Origin of the sequence: Aggregatibacter segnis ATCC 33393 (genome assembly GCF_000185305.1) — a bacterium.
GTDB lineage: Bacteria > Pseudomonadota > Gammaproteobacteria > Enterobacterales > Pasteurellaceae > Aggregatibacter > Aggregatibacter segnis.
The window spans coordinates 842,126-858,915 of sequence record NZ_GL622200.1; the positions used below are offsets into that span (position 1 = coordinate 842,126).

Annotated in this window: 18 protein-coding genes; 8 read left to right on the forward strand and 10 right to left on the reverse strand. The window is 41.4% G+C overall.

Features of this window, described 5'->3' with window-relative positions:
• The first annotated feature begins 73 nt into the window (after positions 1-73).
• Entirely contained in the window at positions 74-730 is a 657-nt protein-coding gene (gene folE, locus HMPREF9064_RS05415; protein ID WP_006717954.1) for a GTP cyclohydrolase I FolE, read from the forward strand.
• 113 nt (positions 731-843) lie between these two features.
• Here the strand turns inward: folE and dacB are convergent, their stop codons facing one another.
• Positions 844-2,262: a serine-type D-Ala-D-Ala carboxypeptidase gene (dacB, locus tag HMPREF9064_RS05410; protein ID WP_006717956.1), complete on the reverse strand. Its 1,419-nt coding sequence runs from the start codon at positions 2,260-2,262 to the stop codon at positions 844-846.
• Between the two features lie 183 nt (positions 2,263-2,445).
• Here dacB and greA point away from each other — a divergent pair, with 183 nt between their 5' ends.
• Positions 2,446-2,922 (forward strand): transcription elongation factor GreA, encoded by a 477-nt coding sequence (greA, locus tag HMPREF9064_RS05405; protein ID WP_006717958.1) that lies wholly within the window; start codon positions 2,446-2,448, stop codon positions 2,920-2,922.
• Between the two features lie 66 nt (positions 2,923-2,988).
• On the opposite strand, the gene yhbY is transcribed toward greA, so the two are convergent.
• Complete coding sequence (gene yhbY / locus HMPREF9064_RS05400) at positions 2,989-3,291, reverse strand: ribosome assembly RNA-binding protein YhbY (RefSeq protein WP_006717959.1); 303 nt, start codon at positions 3,289-3,291, stop codon at positions 2,989-2,991.
• 99 nt (positions 3,292-3,390) lie between these two features.
• A complete protein-coding gene (locus HMPREF9064_RS05395; protein WP_006717961.1) occupies positions 3,391-4,005 on the reverse strand; it encodes a riboflavin synthase in 615 nt (204 codons plus the stop codon).
• A 24-nt stretch (positions 4,006-4,029) separates the two neighbouring features.
• Between HMPREF9064_RS05395 and HMPREF9064_RS05390 the strand changes: the two genes are divergently transcribed.
• The 3 genes from HMPREF9064_RS05390 (at position 4,030) to HMPREF9064_RS05380 (ending at position 9,617) form a co-directional block, all read left to right on the forward strand.
• Complete coding sequence (locus tag HMPREF9064_RS05390) at positions 4,030-5,427, forward strand: MATE family efflux transporter (protein ID WP_006717963.1); 1,398 nt, start codon at positions 4,030-4,032, stop codon at positions 5,425-5,427.
• 157 nt (positions 5,428-5,584) lie between these two features.
• Positions 5,585-7,816 carry a TonB-dependent siderophore receptor gene (locus tag HMPREF9064_RS05385; RefSeq protein ID WP_006717965.1) on the forward strand — a complete coding sequence of 744 codons (2,232 nt, stop codon included), beginning with the start codon at positions 5,585-5,587 and terminating at the stop codon, positions 7,814-7,816.
• Positions 7,817-7,871: 55 nt separating this feature from the next.
• Positions 7,872-9,617, forward strand: a complete 1,746-nt coding sequence (locus HMPREF9064_RS05380) for an ABC transporter ATP-binding protein/permease (protein WP_006717967.1) — start codon at positions 7,872-7,874, stop codon at positions 9,615-9,617.
• Positions 9,618-9,695: 78 nt separating this feature from the next.
• On the opposite strand, the gene ybaK is transcribed toward HMPREF9064_RS05380, so the two are convergent.
• Positions 9,696-10,175, reverse strand: coding sequence for a Cys-tRNA(Pro) deacylase (ybaK, locus tag HMPREF9064_RS05375; protein WP_006717969.1), 480 nt, complete (start codon positions 10,173-10,175; stop codon positions 9,696-9,698).
• A gap of 60 nt (positions 10,176-10,235) precedes the next feature.
• On the opposite strand from ybaK, the gene HMPREF9064_RS05370 reads away from it, so the two are divergent.
• Positions 10,236-11,207: an oxidoreductase gene (locus tag HMPREF9064_RS05370; protein ID WP_006717972.1), complete on the forward strand. Its 972-nt coding sequence runs from the start codon at positions 10,236-10,238 to the stop codon at positions 11,205-11,207.
• A 58-nt stretch (positions 11,208-11,265) separates the two neighbouring features.
• Complete coding sequence (locus tag HMPREF9064_RS05365) at positions 11,266-11,895, forward strand: DUF1919 domain-containing protein (protein WP_006717973.1); 630 nt, start codon at positions 11,266-11,268, stop codon at positions 11,893-11,895.
• A gap of 73 nt (positions 11,896-11,968) precedes the next feature.
• Here the strand turns inward: HMPREF9064_RS05365 and HMPREF9064_RS05360 are convergent, their stop codons facing one another.
• From HMPREF9064_RS05360 to msrB, 3 genes are read right to left on the reverse strand one after another with little or no spacing between them, the layout of a single operon-like run.
• A complete protein-coding gene (locus HMPREF9064_RS05360) occupies positions 11,969-12,451 on the reverse strand; it encodes a redoxin family protein (protein ID WP_006717975.1) in 483 nt (160 codons plus the stop codon).
• Between the two features lie 15 nt (positions 12,452-12,466).
• Positions 12,467-13,108, reverse strand: a complete 642-nt coding sequence (locus HMPREF9064_RS05355; RefSeq protein WP_006717977.1) for a cytochrome c biogenesis protein CcdA — start codon at positions 13,106-13,108, stop codon at positions 12,467-12,469.
• Positions 13,109-13,111: 3 nt separating this feature from the next.
• Positions 13,112-14,182, reverse strand: a complete 1,071-nt coding sequence (gene msrB, locus HMPREF9064_RS05350) for a peptide-methionine (R)-S-oxide reductase MsrB (RefSeq protein ID WP_006717980.1) — start codon at positions 14,180-14,182, stop codon at positions 13,112-13,114.
• A 211-nt stretch (positions 14,183-14,393) separates the two neighbouring features.
• Here msrB and can point away from each other — a divergent pair, with 211 nt between their 5' ends.
• Positions 14,394-15,086 (forward strand): carbonate dehydratase, encoded by a 693-nt coding sequence (gene can, locus HMPREF9064_RS05345; protein WP_032997846.1) that lies wholly within the window; start codon positions 14,394-14,396, stop codon positions 15,084-15,086.
• A gap of 94 nt (positions 15,087-15,180) precedes the next feature.
• Here the strand turns inward: can and dolP are convergent, their stop codons facing one another.
• The 3 genes from dolP to HMPREF9064_RS05330 form a co-directional block, all read right to left on the reverse strand.
• Complete coding sequence (gene dolP / locus HMPREF9064_RS05340; RefSeq protein WP_032997848.1) at positions 15,181-15,768, reverse strand: division/outer membrane stress-associated lipid-binding lipoprotein; 588 nt, start codon at positions 15,766-15,768, stop codon at positions 15,181-15,183.
• 65 nt (positions 15,769-15,833) lie between these two features.
• Entirely contained in the window at positions 15,834-16,418 is a 585-nt protein-coding gene (locus HMPREF9064_RS05335) for a D-sedoheptulose-7-phosphate isomerase (RefSeq protein ID WP_032997851.1), read from the reverse strand.
• A 5-nt stretch (positions 16,419-16,423) separates the two neighbouring features.
• The gene (locus HMPREF9064_RS05330) at positions 16,424-16,783 is read right to left on the reverse strand and encodes a YraN family protein (RefSeq protein WP_006717984.1); all 360 of its coding nucleotides are present in this window, start codon (positions 16,781-16,783) and stop codon (positions 16,424-16,426) included.
• Between the last annotated feature and the right edge of the window lie 7 nt (positions 16,784-16,790).

The following is a 16,790-nucleotide window of genomic DNA, read 5'->3' on the forward strand; positions in this document are numbered from 1 at the left end:
TAGTCATTATCTTCATTTTATTATTGCTGGTGATTTTGTTAAAATGCGGCATTATTTTTATTGGGAGCAGTAAATGAACGATATTTCACCTGAAGCAGAGAAAGTCCGCACGGCGCTGGTTCAGAAAGGAATTGAAACACCGATGGCGGTGTTGAATGAAACAAAAGATGAACGCCGCACAAAAATTGAACAATACATGCGGGAAGTTTTGCGTTTAATCGGTTTAGATTTAAATGACGACAGTATTGAAGAAACCCCGTCACGTCTTGCAAAAATGTTTGTGGATGAAATCTTCAGTGGTTTGGATTACGCTAATTTTCCTAAGATTACCAATATTGCTAACCGCATGAAAGTTAGCGAAATGGTGTTGGTGAATGATGTCACATTAACCAGTACATGTGAGCATCATTTCGTGACTATCGACGGTAAGGTTTCTGTGGCCTATTACCCGAAAAAATGGGTTATCGGTTTATCTAAAATTAATCGCGTGGTGTCTTTTTTTGCTCAACGCCCTCAAGTACAAGAGCGTTTAACAGAGCAAATTTTATTGGCATTCCAAACGATTTTAGAAACAGAGGATGTTGCCGTGTATGTGAAAGCGACGCATTTCTGTGTGAAATGCCGTGGCATTAAAGACGCAAATAGTTATACCGTCACTTCTGCCTTTGGTGGCGTTTTCTTAGAAGATCGTGAAACCCGTAAAGAATTTTTGAGTTTGATTAATAAATAATCTTGCGACGGATTCGTCGGTCGCTCAATTAAATTAAAAGTGCGGTGGATTTTAGAGGCGTTTTAAAACGTTTGAAAAATCCACCGCACTTTTTTTAGTTTTAGTCGGTTACATTAATCTTGATAGAGCGCGTTATACACGCCGCTTTCAAATTGCACTAGCGGTGCACGTTTGGTTTTGCTTTCTAAATCGCCGGTAGAATATCCATTGATGAATTGTACGAATGCCACTTTTTCCCCTCGCGCGTTGGTGAGGTAGCCTGCCAAGTTATACACGCCTTTTAACGCCCCGGTTTTGGCTATCACATTTTTTATTAACGGCGGATTGATTAAGGAACCACGTCCGCTCAAGGTGCCGTCCACACCGGCAATCGGGAAGGTGTCCAGCAAATGTAATTTGTCTTCATTTTTGGCGATGTAATCCAATACCTGCAACATGGTTTGTGGAGCGACTAAATTATGGCGGGAAAGCCCGGAACCGTCAGCAATAATACTGTTGCCAAATTTAATGCCTACCTGTGATAACACGCTTTTCATGGCTAATGTACCCAATTGGAACGATGCCGGGCGTTTATATTTATGATAAGCGATAGTACGGAATAAGGCATCGGCAATTTGGTTATCGGATTTTTTCATCATTTTTTTGATGAGTTCAGGCAGTGGTTTAGAAAGGTGCTGCGCTAGAACTTGTCCTTGCTGTTGGCGATAGGGCTGTTGCACTTGACCGTTAAATTCAATGTTCAGGCGTTTTAGCTGACGTTGAATAATCGCCGCAGCGTAAGCATCAGGATCTTGTACGGCAAAACTCAATCCAAAAGGCTTGGCTTGGCGCGCTAAACAACCTTTCACTTGATAGCGGTTATTGTCGTGTACCACCGCATCTAATTGACAATAGCCGACTTCCTCTTTACCAGCTACATAGACCTGTCCGAACACTTGAATTGGGTATTGTGACGGCACGTTAAATTTGACTTGTTGTCCTTCCGGCAGGTTTGCATCAATATCTACATAGAAGCAGTTATTATCAATGTTTACCGCAGCTGGAGGGGAGTTAAAACACATGGTCAGATCGTTCCAAATCCAACCTAAACCGCGATCATGACCGGTAAACACAGAGGTATCCAAAATCAGATTGCCGGTAATTTTATTGATGTTTTGTTTTTTTAATTCTGCGAATAAGTTGAATAATTGTCCGCTGGTGAGATCAGGGTCTCCTGTGAAACGTACGATTAAGTCGCCGTTGAGTTGACCATTTTGCACTTTTCCGTTGGTTAAAAGTGCGGTCTGAAATTTAAATGAATCGCCGAGCGCTAATTTTGCCGCCAACGCGGTGAATACTTTTTGTGTACTGGCGGGTAACATGAAGGTTTGCCCTTGGTAGTCGGCGACAATCTTATTTTGATTAATGTTTTTGGCGATAAAAGCCAAATTTGCACCCTCAGGTAGTTTGTCGAGGTAATTGTTTACATCAACATTGGCAAAAGTCGAAGTGGTTGCTGTTAAGCCAAGGAGAAAACAGATTTTTTTGAACATACGAAATGAGTAAAACTGACACATAATTTAGACTTGAGGTTGCTATTTTTTTTCAGGCGAACAATAATAGTACGCGAATACGCGGGAGTAAATGCTTTTCTCCCTCTATAACGGATTAATTTATGCTGTGGAATCCTTGGGATTCCACGGTTTTTCTTTTGTTTAAATTTAGGGAAAAGAAGAATGCAACAAATTCCAATGACCGTTCGTGGCGCGCAATTATTGCGTGAAGAACTGGATTATTTGAAGAATGAACGTCGCCCGGAAATTATCAAAGCCATTGCAGAAGCACGTGAACATGGCGACTTAAAAGAGAATGCGGAATATCATGCAGCGCGTGAACAACAAGGTTTCTGTGAAGGGCGTATTCAAGAAATTGAAGGTAAACTCGGTAACAGCCAAGTCATTGATGTCACCAAAATTCCTAATAATGGGAAAGTGATCTTTGGCGCAACGGTGGTGTTATTTAATACCAATACAGATGAAGAAGTGACTTATCGTATTGTGGGCGATGATGAAGCCGACATTAAAAACGGGTTGATTTCTGTGAATTCGCCGATTGCTCGTGGTTTGGTGGGTAAAGAAGTGGACGATGTCGTCAATATCACCACACCGGGTGGCGTGGTTGAATTTGAAATTATTGAAGTAGAGTATGTGTAACTTTTTTCGCTATCAATAACAAAAAAGGCAGTTAAATAACTGCCTTTTTTATGTTTGCGTTTTGTCTTATTTACGCGGAAGTTGAATTTTATTTTCTTCACTTGGGCGATACAACACTAATACATGACCGATAGTTTGTACTTCCGCAGCGCCGGTTTCACGCACGATAGCATCAATAATCAATTGTTTGGTTTCGCGATCAGAACCGTTGATTTTCACTTTAATCAATTCGTGATGATTAAGCGACAAATCAATTTCTGCCAACACGCCTTCCGTTAAACCATTGCCACCGAGCATGACGACCGGGCTTAAATGGTGGGCAAGGCTTTTTAAATATTGTTTTTGTTTTGTTGATAATGTAATTGACATAATAATCTCGTTGAAAAATTTGATGGCTGATTCTAAAGCAAAATGGGCGTTTTAGCTAATAAATTCTGATAAAAAACGCCGTAAAAAAACACCGCACTTTTAGGCTTCTTTCTGCGCCAAATAACGTTCCACCGTATCCACGATAGCTTGTGTTTGCGGATCGATTTCAATATTGACTTTTTCACCGACCTCTTTCTTGCCAATTAGCGTACGATGAATGGTTTCCGGAATCAGGTTGACGCAGAAACGTTGTTCGTGAACTTCACCAATGGTTAAACTGATGCCATCCACGGCAATAAAGCCCTTGGTTAACACATATTTCATCATGTCTTGATTCGGCAGTTGGAACCAAATTTGCAGGTTGTTTTCAGATGGAAGGCGTTCAACGATGTCCGCGGTGCAATACACATGGCCGGATAATATATGCCCGCCGATTTCTGTGCCCATTTGCATGGCGCGTTCGATATTGACGAAATCGCCAGTCTTTAATTTGCCTAAATTAGTGATTTTCAAGGTTTCTTGCATTAAGTCGAAACTGACCAAATTATCTTGGATTTTGGTGACGGTTAAACACACGCCATTGTGTGCAACGGACGCACCGATTTGTAATCCTTTCAGCATTTCTTGTGGCATTTCCACCACGTGTGTTCTAAAATTAGTCCCTTCTGTAATAGCCTTAATTTGTGCGGTGCCTTGCACAATGCCTGTAAACATAATGACCTCGAAATCTATTTATTTATGAATCTAAACTTCGTCAAAGAATATCATATTGAAGCCAAAAAATTAATTGCTATCGCTATACCGATTTTGCTTGCACAAATTGCGCAAAATTCCATGGGGATGGTGGATACCATTATGGCGGGGCGCGTGAGCGCAGCAGACATGGCAGCTATTTCCGTGGGTGCCTCCATTTGGTTGCCGTTGGTGTTATTCGGACACGGGTTGTTACTCGCCTTGCCTCCGACCATTTCCTATTTGAATGGCTCCGGTCAGCGTAAACGGATTGCTCATCAGGTACGCCAAGGCATCTGGATTGTGTTCTTTAGCTGCATTCCCCTCGGCTTATTGATTTATCACAGTGATGTTGTCCTGCAAAACATGGATATGGAACCACGTTTGGCGGAGATCACAAGCGGCTATTTACACGCCATGATTTGGGGCTTGCCGGGTTATTTATTAATGATTAATTTTCGTTGTTTAAATGACGGCATTGCCAAAACCAAGCCTGCCATGATGATTGCTTTCCTCGGTTTAATGTTCAACATTTCCCTTAACTATATTTTCATTTACGGCAAACTCGGTATTCCGGCATTTGGGGCGGTGGGCTGTGGTATTGCGACGGCAATCGTGAACTGGATGATGTGTCTTCTCATGTTGACCTATTGTATGCGCGCGAGAAATCAACGTGATTTAAAGGTCTTCGATAAGATTATCGAACGTCCGAATGTGCGTACATTGAGCAAGTTGCTGAAACTTGGATTTCCTATCGCCATGGCGCTGTGTTGTGAAGTGGCATTATTTGCATTGACTTCATTATTTCTATCACCACTTGGTGCTGATGTTGTGGCGAGCCACCAAATTGCCTTAAACACCAGTTCGTTTGTCTTCATGTTGCCTATGTCGATTGGCATGGCTACTACGATCTTAGTAGGGCAACGTTTAGGTGAAAAATCGCCACATGGGGCAAAACTGGTGTCTTATTCTGCGTTGGCGGTCGGATTATCAGTTGCGATAGTCACTGCATTGTTAACGGTAATTTTACGTGAGCATATTGCTGCCATTTTTGTGAAAGACATTGAAGTGATTGCCATGGCAGGCACCTTATTATTAATTGCCTCGCTATACCAATTTTCTGACACGGTGCAAGTGATTATCGGTGGCGTATTGCGTGGTTATAAAGATACCAAAGCCATTTTATACATCACATTATTTTGTTATTGGGTGGTGGGGATGCCGCTTGGTTACGCATTGGCACGCACCGATTGGATCATTACAGGTGGCATTGCGGCAAAAGGGTTCTGGATTGCCTTTATTGTGAGTTTAACTTTAGCTGCGATTTTATTAATTTATCGTCTCCGAAAAATTCAGCGTTTGCCGGATGAAGTCTTGTTAGCACGTTTAGAAAAATTGAAATAAAAAGAAGCCTGTTACCGTTGTAGCAGGCTTTTTTCATCTAAAGTGCGGTTATTTTTTGAGATGTTTTTTTAGTGTATTTAAAAGAGAATAATTCTCTTTTTCAGCTAAAACTTTTCAGCTATACTGTCGCCGTTTTTTGACTCGAAAAGGTAATGTTATGAAATTTAAATTAAGCGTGATTTCCACCGCACTTTTAACGGCGGTATCCATGTTGGCTTATGCGGAAGAAAAAGCGGAAAATCTTGAACAAATCACTGTTGAAGATACCGGCATTAAGCAAAACGGTTATCAAACCACCGGGACCTCTGTGGTCTCAAAAGCCGAGGTGCCTGTGCTGGATACACCGAACACGGTCAATATTCTTTCCACCCAATTATTAAAAGATCGCAAACCCGAATCCTTAATTGATGCGCTTTACAATGTGAGTGGCGTTAGTCAAGCCAATACCTTAGGCGGCATGTTCGATTCCATTCAAAAACGCGGTTTCGGCGGCAATCGTGATAATTCGATTATGCGTAACGGCTTGCAAGCCGGCCCTGCCAAGAACTTTAGTGCCACCACGGAAACCGTCGAAGTCTTAAAAGGCCCGGCCTCTGTGCTTTATGGTATTCAAGATCCGGGCGGTGTCGTCAATATCATTACCAAAAAACCGCAACAAACACCAAAATATGTAGTGGGCGGCACATTGGGAAATCATAGTTTGTGGGGAACACAAGTGGATTTTACCGGTGGCTTAGGCAACGGCTTTGCTTATCGTTTTATTTATGACAAACAAGAAAAGAACTATTGGCGTAACTTTGGCAAAATTAAAAACACCACTTACGCGCCTTCTCTTTCTTGGGAAAATGACACCACCAAAGTCTTCGTGGCGTATGAGCATAAAGACATTCTTGAGCCGTTTGATCGTGGGACGAATTTATTAACGGCGACAAATTCTCTGCCGAATATTCCGGTCTCCCGTCGTTTAGACGAACCGAATAATGAAACCACGGCAAAAACCGATAACATTGATTTTAAAGTTGAGCATAAACTTAACGATAACTGGAAGTTAAACGCCGGTTATAACTATGCCCGTTATGAATATTTCTATAATCAAGCGCGTATTTCGAATATTAATGTTGCAGACACACCGATCCCTGCGGTTAAAAATAAAAAGGGCGTGATCACCTCTCCGGAATTAAAAGCACGCCATGTACGCCGAGCCATTGAGCAACAACAAGGCGATCAACGCGTGCATAGTGGCACATTAAATATCGTGGGTGAATTCGGTATTGGTGAGATTGCTAACCGTTTTGTCGCCGGTGTGGATGTGATGCGTAATATTCGTGATATTGGTCCGATTTATAACCAAGGCATCATGAATTCCGATATTAATATTGATCATCCAAACTACACCAATCCTGTTGCGCAGAAGAAAAACGGCAATGGCAATGCTTACCAATATAACTATTTAAAAACTGTTGGTGTTTACGTTCAAGATACGGCTTATTTCACTGATCGCTTTATTATGACCGGCGGTTTGCGTTATGAATATTTTGACCAATTTGCCGGCCGCCATTGTTTAAATGCAGCAAATTGTGATGTGTCAAAAGGACAAAACGTAACGAAGACCGGTAATACGGATCAGCACGATGGTAAGTTGCTTTATCAATTAGGTGCGGTATATAAATTTACGCCTGATTTTGCCACTTTTGCTAATTACTCTGAATCCTTCCGTCCGCAAATGAGCGTTGCAACTCCTGTGAACGGCGATTTGAAACCGGAACAAGGCAAATCCATTGAAATTGGTGCCAAATATGAAAATGCTGGTTTTAATGCAACGGTTTCGTTATTTAACATCAATAAACGTCATGTGGCAGAAGCGGTGGGTAGTGGAGCCAATGCCGAATTAAATATCGTCGGCAAACAACGTTCCCGCGGTGTGGAATTTGACTTAAACGGTCAGCTTACCGCTCAGTTGAGCGTGGCGGCGAACTATACTTACACCAAAGTGAAATCCTTAGAAAATGAAAGATACCCTGACGCGGTGAATCAACAGCTTTCCGGCGTGCCGAAACATCAAGCCTCCTTATTCTTGGCTTATAATGTGGGCGAATTTGATTTCGGCAATATCCGTGTTGGCGGTGGCGCTCGTTATTTGGGATCTTGGTATGCCTATACAAATAACTACGCGAAATCGTATAAAATTCCACACGCTGTAGTGTATGATGCCTTTATTGCCTACGACACCAAAATCTCCGGCAAGAAAGTGTCATTCCAACTTAACGGTAAAAACTTAACGGATAAAACCTATTTCCCATCTACTTCAGGTAATGCAACAAACACGCTGATTCCGGTGGCGTTGGGGTATGGACGTGAGTTTATCTTTAATACCAAAGTGGAATTCTAATTAAATACATTCATCCCTAAAGGGCGTTTAACGCCCTTTCTTTTTGGATATTCAAATGGATTGGCAAACAGAAGTTAATAATAGTTTCTCTTGGATTTTGACCGCACTTTTCGGCGTGTCGGCGGTGTTGGCAGTATTGGCATTGGCGCTTAAACGAACAGACTTCGGGCAACGTTTTTGGCTGATTACACAACCTTGTGTGCAAACCTCATCGGCATACAAAATTATCGCTTTGCTTTTATTATTGCTGACCTTGATTTTGCTGGAAGTGCGAATCAGCGTGCTGAATTCTTTTTTCTATAACGGGCTTTATACCTCGTTACAAGAACAAAAAGCCGATGCCTTTTGGTTTTTTGCCGGGCTTAATGCCTTGTTGGTGATGTTCAAAATTGTCCATTCCATTATCAATTATTTTGTACGCCAGCTGTTTGAAATTCGTTGGTTAGAAAAACTCAATAATGAAATGCTGGTGCGTTGGTTGCGCCATAAAAATTATTATCGCCTGAAATACGAAAAAGAATTGCCGGATAACATCGATCAACGTATCGAACAAGATGCCCGTGAATTTATTAGCGGTACGGTTACCATGTTGCAAGGCTTGATTAATTCCGTGATGTCCACCATTGAATTTACGATTATTCTGTGGGGCTTGTCAGGGATATTGGTGTTGCTCGGCGTGCCGATTCCGAAAGGCGTGGTGTTCTTTATTTATATTTTTATCATCGTCGCCACCGCACTTTCCGTTTGGATTGGACATCCGCTGATTAAATTGAATTTTGATAAAGAACGATTGAACGGGGATTACCGTTATTCCTTGATTCGCGTGCGTGATAATGCAGAAAGTATTGCGTTTTACGGTGGTGAAACAAAAGAGCGGTCAAATTTACAAGCGAAATTTCACGCTATCATTCACAACCGTTGGGTAATTGTGCGCCGTATGTTGGGGTTGGACGGGTTTAATACCGGCGTGACGCAAATTGCCATGATTCTACCGCTCATGTTGCAAGCGCCACGTTTCTTTGCTGGACAGGTGAAATTAGGCGATATGCACCAAACGGTGCAAGCCTTTAATCGTCTTATGCGGGCGTTGTCTTTCTTCCGTTTGTTCTATGAAGAATTCACGTTGTATCAAGCGCGTCTCAATCGTTTGTATGGTTTTTTTACCAAATTAGACGAATTGGACGGCACGGACATTCATCAACCGGTGGAGTGTTCTCATCGGGTGTCATTGCATCATTTCGGGATCAAAGACGGCAACGGAAAAGTCTTGTTGAAGGATCTGAACGTGGATTTACAAAATGGCGATGCTTTGCTCATTCAAGGCCCCTCTGGCGCAGGAAAAACCTCGTTACTCAAAGCTATTGCGGGGATTTATCCGTTTGATACGGAAGGTCGGGTAGAGCGTCCATGTAGCAACAGTCTGTTTCTGCCACAACGCCCGTATATGCCGCAGGGCACGTTGCGCGAAGCGATTTGCTATCCGAATATTGAGCCTAAACGTGGTGAATTGGAGTTGGCTATGGAGCAGTGCCGTTTGAGCAAATACATTCCGTCTCTTAACGAATCCAACGACTGGCAGGCAATTTTGTCTCCGGGGGAATTGCAACGGGTGGCGTTTATTCGCATTCTTCTGATGCAACCCGATGTGATTTTTTTAGACGAAACCACATCAGCACTGGACGAACCGACGGAAGAATTGCTGTATAAAATCATCCGCAGCCGCTTCCCAAACATGATTATTCTTAGTGTCGGTCATCGTTGCACGTTGCAACAGTTTCATAATAAGCAGCTAGTGCTATAAATGCGCTAAAAGTGCGGTGGTATTTTGGGGCAAATTGAGGGTAGACATTAAAAAACGCCCTGAAAATCGACCGCACTTTTATCCTTCATCCACAATGTCCACAAATTGTGCATTTAAGATCTTCGCCAAATCTTGCGGTGCGAGTTCCACGCTTAAGCCACGTTTGCCGCCGGAAACGTAAATCTGATCAAAGTTTAAGGCAGAATGTTCAATGACCGTGCTTACTCGTTTCTTTTGACCTAATGGGCTGATGCCCCCCACTAAATAACCCGTACTTTTTTGTGCTGCATCTTTGTCTGCCATCTCTACTTTTTTCACCCCTAAGGCTTTCGCGGCTTTTTTCAAACTTAACATGTGGCTGGTCGGTAAGACGAAACAAGCGAGCTTTTTCTGATCACCGTTTTCTGCCACCAATAAGGTTTTGAAAGATTGGTCGGGATTGATGCCTAATTTTTCAGCGGCTTCATCGCCAAAATGCGTATTGTCAGGATCGTGATCGTAGTGATGTAACGTGAAAGGCACCTTGTGTTTTTTCAGTAAGTCAATCGCCGGTGTCATTGTATTTCCTCATGATAATTCAGTAAAATGTAGCCCGTTTATTTTACTGCGGAGAAAAAAATGAGTACAAGTTTAAATGTTGCCCTTGTCGCGGAATTTGATTTATGCGAGAAGTTGGCGGAGGCGTTAGAGCAGAGTTGTTTAGAAATTGAGAAATTGTCCGTCGTTGAGCTTTTCCCTTTCAGTGAAGAACAAGGCATTCGGTTTAATAATAAAAGTGTCGAACAACGTCCATTAGACGAAACGGAATGGTCAGATTTCAATTATGTTTTCTTTGCCGGCGATGTAACGCATGCCGCGCATATGGCTAAAGCAGCACAAGCCGGTTGTGTCGTGATTGATTTGAAAGGTGTGTGTGCTTCGTTAAATGATGTGCCGCTGATTGTGCCAAGTATTAATGATGAACAGTTAGTTGTATTACAACGTAACATTGTTTCGTTACCAGATCCGCAAGTCACTCAATTTGTTTTCTCTGTGTCACAATTTGCCCGCGAAAATACGCTTTCTCAGGTGCTGGTAACATCCTTATTACCGGCATCTTATATTGACAGTGATACCGTGAATAAACTAGCTGGGCAAACCGCGCAGTTGTTAAACGGTATCCCATTAGACGAAGAACAACAACGCTTGGCGTTTGACGTGTTCCCGTCTCCGAAATCGCCTGCAAGTCTTGCGGCACAAGTGGAGAAAATCTTTCCTCAATTATCGAATGTGATTTTTCATCAAGTGCACGTGCCGGTATTTTATGGCATGGCGCAAATGGTGACGTTGCGTTCGGAGTATGAATTTGATGCGCAAGCACAGCTTCAAGCATGGCAAGCCAATGAGCTTGTAGATTATCGTGAAGCGTCTGCATTGACACCGGTCACAAACGGGGAAGCTGAAGCAGGTGAAGCGCCTAAATTGCATATTGGCGGCTTAACCGCACTCGAAAACGGCATGCAATTTTGGTTGGTTGCCGATGAGCAACGCTTTGATATTGCGCTACTTGGTGTGAAATTAGCGGAATTGGTGTATCAAAAAGGATATTAGTTTAAGTGAAAAGTGCGGTAGAAATTCACCGCACTTTTTTGTTGTCAGAGAATTCATCATGTTTTTATTTTCAAAAATCATAAGTGCAATCAATAAATATTACAGACGATCTATTAATCGCGAATTAAGAGCTCGATTACAAAATCACGGGATGTCTGTGCTGTCGAGTAATTGTGTCGGCGCGTTTATTTTGCACGATTTAAATGAACCTTTTAATTCGCCTTTTGTGAATTTATTTATTAAACCGCGGGATTTTATTCGTTACTTACAAAATATGCCTCACTATCATCAGCAAACCTTGGTATTTAAGCCGAGTGATAAAGCGTATCCCATTGGTTGGTTGGACGACATTCCCATTCATTTTATGCATTACCACAGCGAGCAGGAGGCTCAAGAAAAATGGGAAACCCGTTTAAAACGTGTCAATTTGGATAATTTATTTATCATGATGACGGATAAAGACAGCCCTCAAGGTATGATTGAAGAAGAGCTTGAAGCCTTTGATCGCTTACCCTTTAAAAATAAAGTGGTGTTTACCCATAAACCTTATCCGCACTTGAAATCGGCGTTTTATATTCGTGGTTTTGAGCAAGATGATCAGGTGGGCGATTTATTTGCATTCTCTGGTTGGAACGGCAAAAAATATTACGATCAATTTGATTATGTAGCCTGGTTTAATCAGTCTTAAAGACAATTTGCAGTGACAAGAGAATAAAAAAGTGCGGTGAATTTTCACCGAACTTTTTTCATCGGGCGAGAATTTAATTTTCCATTAATTGTTTAATTTGTGCCGTGCCTAAATGCCCCGGTAAGGTTTTTTGAAGGGTAAAATTGGCATCCAATACTAAACTGGACGGATAACCGCGTACTTTTCCGCGTTTAATGACTTCGCCGCTTTCATCGAGCAACACAATGATGTTTTTATAATCTAACCCTTTGTACCACTCAATAAAATCTTGGGTTTCCTTTTCGCCTTTGGCTCCCGGTGAAACGATCGTGATCACATCAAAGTTTTTGTTTTGATCGGCACTGAGTTCGTTAATTTCCGCCAAACCGGCAAGACAAATCGGACACCAAGACGCCCATGTTTTGACGTAAACCGGTTTACCTTTGGTAGTAACTTTTTCGAGTGTGACCACGTTATTATTTAAGTCCTTAAATTGAACGTCTTTCAATGTGTTTTCTCCTTCTGCAAAGCTATTTATGCTGAATGCCATTAATAATAATGCAATAATTTTTTTCATAGTTGATACTTCCTTTTACTGTAAGTTATTGGTAATGAGTAAAACGCCCATGACGATAATTAATAATCCGCCGACAATTTTGAATTTACCTAAATGCTTATTCAGTGCTTTGGTACGTTTAAGCAGTTCTTGGGAAAACAAGGAGAACAGCACGAATGGCGTCGCCAAGCCGAATACATAAACCATCATCATCGCCGCACCGTATAATGCAGATCCTTCGTCGCCGGAAAGCGCCAACACGGAAGCTAAAATCGGACCGATACAAGGTGTCCAGCCAAGACTAAATGTCAATCCGAGGAAAAATGCTTCAAAGGAGGCACTTTTGCCTTCGGTTTTCACTTCTACCACTTTGGTTCTTTCTAAGAAATTCAACTTGATAATACCTAATTGGTGAATCCCTAAAATAATGACGATAATACCGGCAATGATTCTGACGTTATCATTAAAGAACAAATTGCCGAGAAAACCGAAACTAAATCCAAGGCTCACAAAGGTTAAGGACAAGCCTGCAATAAACAAGAAAGTATTCAGAATCTTTCTGCCGCCTTTCGCCAAAATACCAAAATAAATAGGAATAATGGGGAAGATACAAGGCGACAAAAAGGAGGCAAGACCGGCAAGGAAAACCGTGCCGATTAATAACTGCTGATCAAACATCTTTTACTCCTTCACCGCATTAATCAGGTAGCCATAGTTTTCTTTTGCCATGTTTTCCAATGGAATGAATTTGATGGAGGCACTGTTAATGCAATAGCGTAAACCGCCTTTATCTTTCGGGCCATCGTCAAACACATGACCTAAATGGGCTTTTCCGCTACGGCTGATGACTTCCGTTCTGAGCATATTAAAGCTGTGATCGTCTTGATAAGTTACCACCTCTTTGGCAATTGGTTTGGTAAAACTCGGCCAACCGCAACCGGACTCAAATTTATCTTTCGAGGAGAACAGTGGTTCGCCGGTGGTGACATCCACATAAATACCCGGTTTGAAGTTATCCCAATATTCATTGCTGAAAGAATGTTCGGTATTTTTGTTTTGTGTCACGCTATATTGCAGCAGGGTTAATTTTGCTTTGAGTTCCGCATCGCTTGGTTTTGGGTAATCTTTTTCGTCGATAATGATGTTATTGGCTTGTTCCAAATCGATGTGGCAATAGCCGTTTGGGTTTTTCTTTAAATAATCCTGATGATAGTCTTCCGCTAATACGTAATTGCGTAACGGTTCCACTTCAATTTGAATTTTGTTTTTGTATTTTTCTTGCAGTGTGGCAAGTTCTTTTTCAATCACAGCTTTATCCGCGACGTCTTGATAATAAATACCGGTGCGATATTGTCTGCCGCGGTCATTACCTTGTTTGTTGACACTGGTCGGATCAATAACCTGAAAATAATATTTCAGTAATTTATCTAACGAAATTTTATTGCGATCATAGGTCACTTTTACCGTTTCTGCGTGATCCGTAATACCGATCATTTGATAACTGGTTTTGTCACCTTTGCCGTTAGCATAGCCGGACACGGCATCTTCCACGCCATAAATGCGCTCCATATAAGCTTCAATGCCCCAAAAACAGCCACCGGCTAAATAAATTTCGTGGATATCTTTTGTTGCTTCGGACATGTTGCTTTTCTCCATGGTTGGTTGAACGTGATTTTCTGCCATAACACTTGTCGGGATTGCTGCACAGGATAAAAGTGCGGTCAATATCAGGACTAATTTTGATTTTTTCATAAGGTCTCCTTAGTAACTTGAAAAGAGTGTAATGCCGATTCCTTTGTATTTATTAGACGAAGTGGCTAGAGGTTTCTTACACATTTTTTATGAATTTTAGGCACAATTAAATCATGAATAGAAGAAGAGGGGATAATAAAAAGAAATTTTATCGAAAAAATAATTGGGCTATACTGAGCACCTTTTGATTTTTGAGGAAAGAGGATTAGCGATGAAAAAAATAGAAACCTTGTTTGCCAACAATTATGCGTGGGCAACGCAAATGAAAGAGGAAAACTCCACTTACTTTCAAGAATTGGCCGAGCATCAACAGCCGCATTATTTATGGATTGGTTGCTCAGATAGTCGTGTACCGGCAGAGAAATTGACGAACTTGGAGCCGGGAGAGTTATTTGTTCATCGTAACGTGGCGAACCAAGTGATTCATACGGACTTTAACTGCCTCTCTGTGGTGCAATATGCTGTGGATGTGCTGAATATTGAACACATCATTATTTGTGGCCATACAAATTGTGGCGGTATTCATGCTGCAATGAATGATAAAGATTTGGGCTTAATTAATAACTGGTTATTGCATATCCGAGATATTTGGTTCAAACATGGTCATTTGCTTGGCAATCTTTCACCGGAACGCCGTGCCGATATGTTGACTAAGTTAAATGTGGCGGAGCAGGTATATAATTTGGGACGCACTTCCATTGTGAAAAATGCGTGGAAAAACGGCAAGAAATTATCTCTGCATGGTTGGGTTTATGACGTGAATGATGGTTTCTTGGTTGATCAAGGCGTAATTGCCACCAGTCGTGAAACTCTCGAAATTTCTTATCGCAACGCGATTGCTCGTTTATTGAAATTAAACGAAGAAGAAATGTTGAAAAAAGATCATGAGCGAGAGGCAGAATAATATAAAAAGGGTTGAACGTAAATGTTCAACCCTTTTAGTTTGAATCATGTTTGGTTGAAAAAGTGCGGTCATTTTTGACCGCACTTTTCAGGTATTAATTCAAATAATTAAAGACTTTCACTACTTTAGTCACACCGGAAACATTGCGGGCAATTTCTGCCGCGGCATTGCCTTGGTCATGAGTGACGTTACCCAATAAGAAGACTTCATTGTTTTCGGTGATAACTTTCACATCACTGGTTTTCACTTTAGAATCTACAAGCATTTTGGATTTGATTTGGCTCGTAATCCAAGCATCTTTACTGATTTGAGAAAAACTTACTTTTGGTCCGACGCGCACTTCGTTGTAAACATCATTTACATTTTGTACGCCTTTGGCTAATGATGTCGCGATTTCTCGTAAATTATCGTTAGGTACTTGACCGGTTAATAAAATTCGACCGCTATAGGAGGTGATACTAATGCGCGCTTCGGATTTAATTTGCTGATCTTTATAGATAGCTGATTTTACCCTTTCTTCTAAGGTTTCATCATCAATTTGGGTGCCTACTGTTCTTGGGTCTGTTGCGACTTTGGTGGCACCGGCAACGGCTACTCCACCAATAGCGGCGGCAACACATCCTTGTAATAACATGGCGCCAGCAAAAATGAATGCCAGTTTTTTTAGTGAACTTGGTAACATAGTCATCTCCTTTTTATGTTTAATTATTAGCGTTAGTGTGACTTGAACGCTTACTTTCTGTCAAGTTACGAATGTGAGAATAGTTTGAAATCAATTAGTTCGCAAATGCTGTTAATAATGAATAAATGATTTTCCAAAATTCGACTTTCTTTTGAACTTGGTACGGAAATATGTAAATCCTTTTCCGTTAAAATCCCTTGAATATGATCGTTACTGTTTCCCGTTAAGACAATCACATTGATCTCTTTGTTCACGGCATGTGTGATAATGTTGAGAATATTGCTCTCATTGCCTAATAGCGCAAAGACCACCAAAATATCGCCTTGCTGTGCAATGGCATTGAATTGGTGTTGATAAAGCTTTTCTAGGGTATTGTCGGAAACGAAAGTAGAACCGACCGCACTATCTAAACTTAATAGGACGGAGGGAAAGCTTGGGCGTTTTAACTCATAGCGATTGAGTAAATTTGCTACCAAGCATTGTGCGTTAATGTAAGAACGACCTTCGCCGCAAGCAATAACTTTATTTCCGCGTAAGAGACTGTTGATTAATAGCTGTGTGGCCTCAGCGATTTGTGGGCTAAGCAAGCTTTTTGAGTAAATATGCGTTTTGATATTTTCTTCATATAACGCATTGAGTTTATTTAACATAGTCATCAATCAAGAAAGTTAGGAATCCATTGAATGTCATGCTCGGAATGACCAAAAGCAACCAAATCGAAACGACAATCCGTATCTTCTAAGCTTTGCTTTCGTTGTGCTAACCAAAGCGTTGCCGCATCCATCCAACGTTGCTGTTTTTTCCAATCAACACTTTCTACGGCGGAACCGAAATGATCATTTTTACGTTGGCGTACTTCTACAAACACAATGGTGTCTTGATCTAACATGACGAGATCTAATTCACCGCATTTGAAATTCTGATTGGCTGCAAGAAAAGTTAAGCCTTGAGATTCTAAAAAGAGGCGAGCTTTGTGTTCAAATCTCGCCCCTTGTTGACGTTTTAGAGAGAACATACGTTCA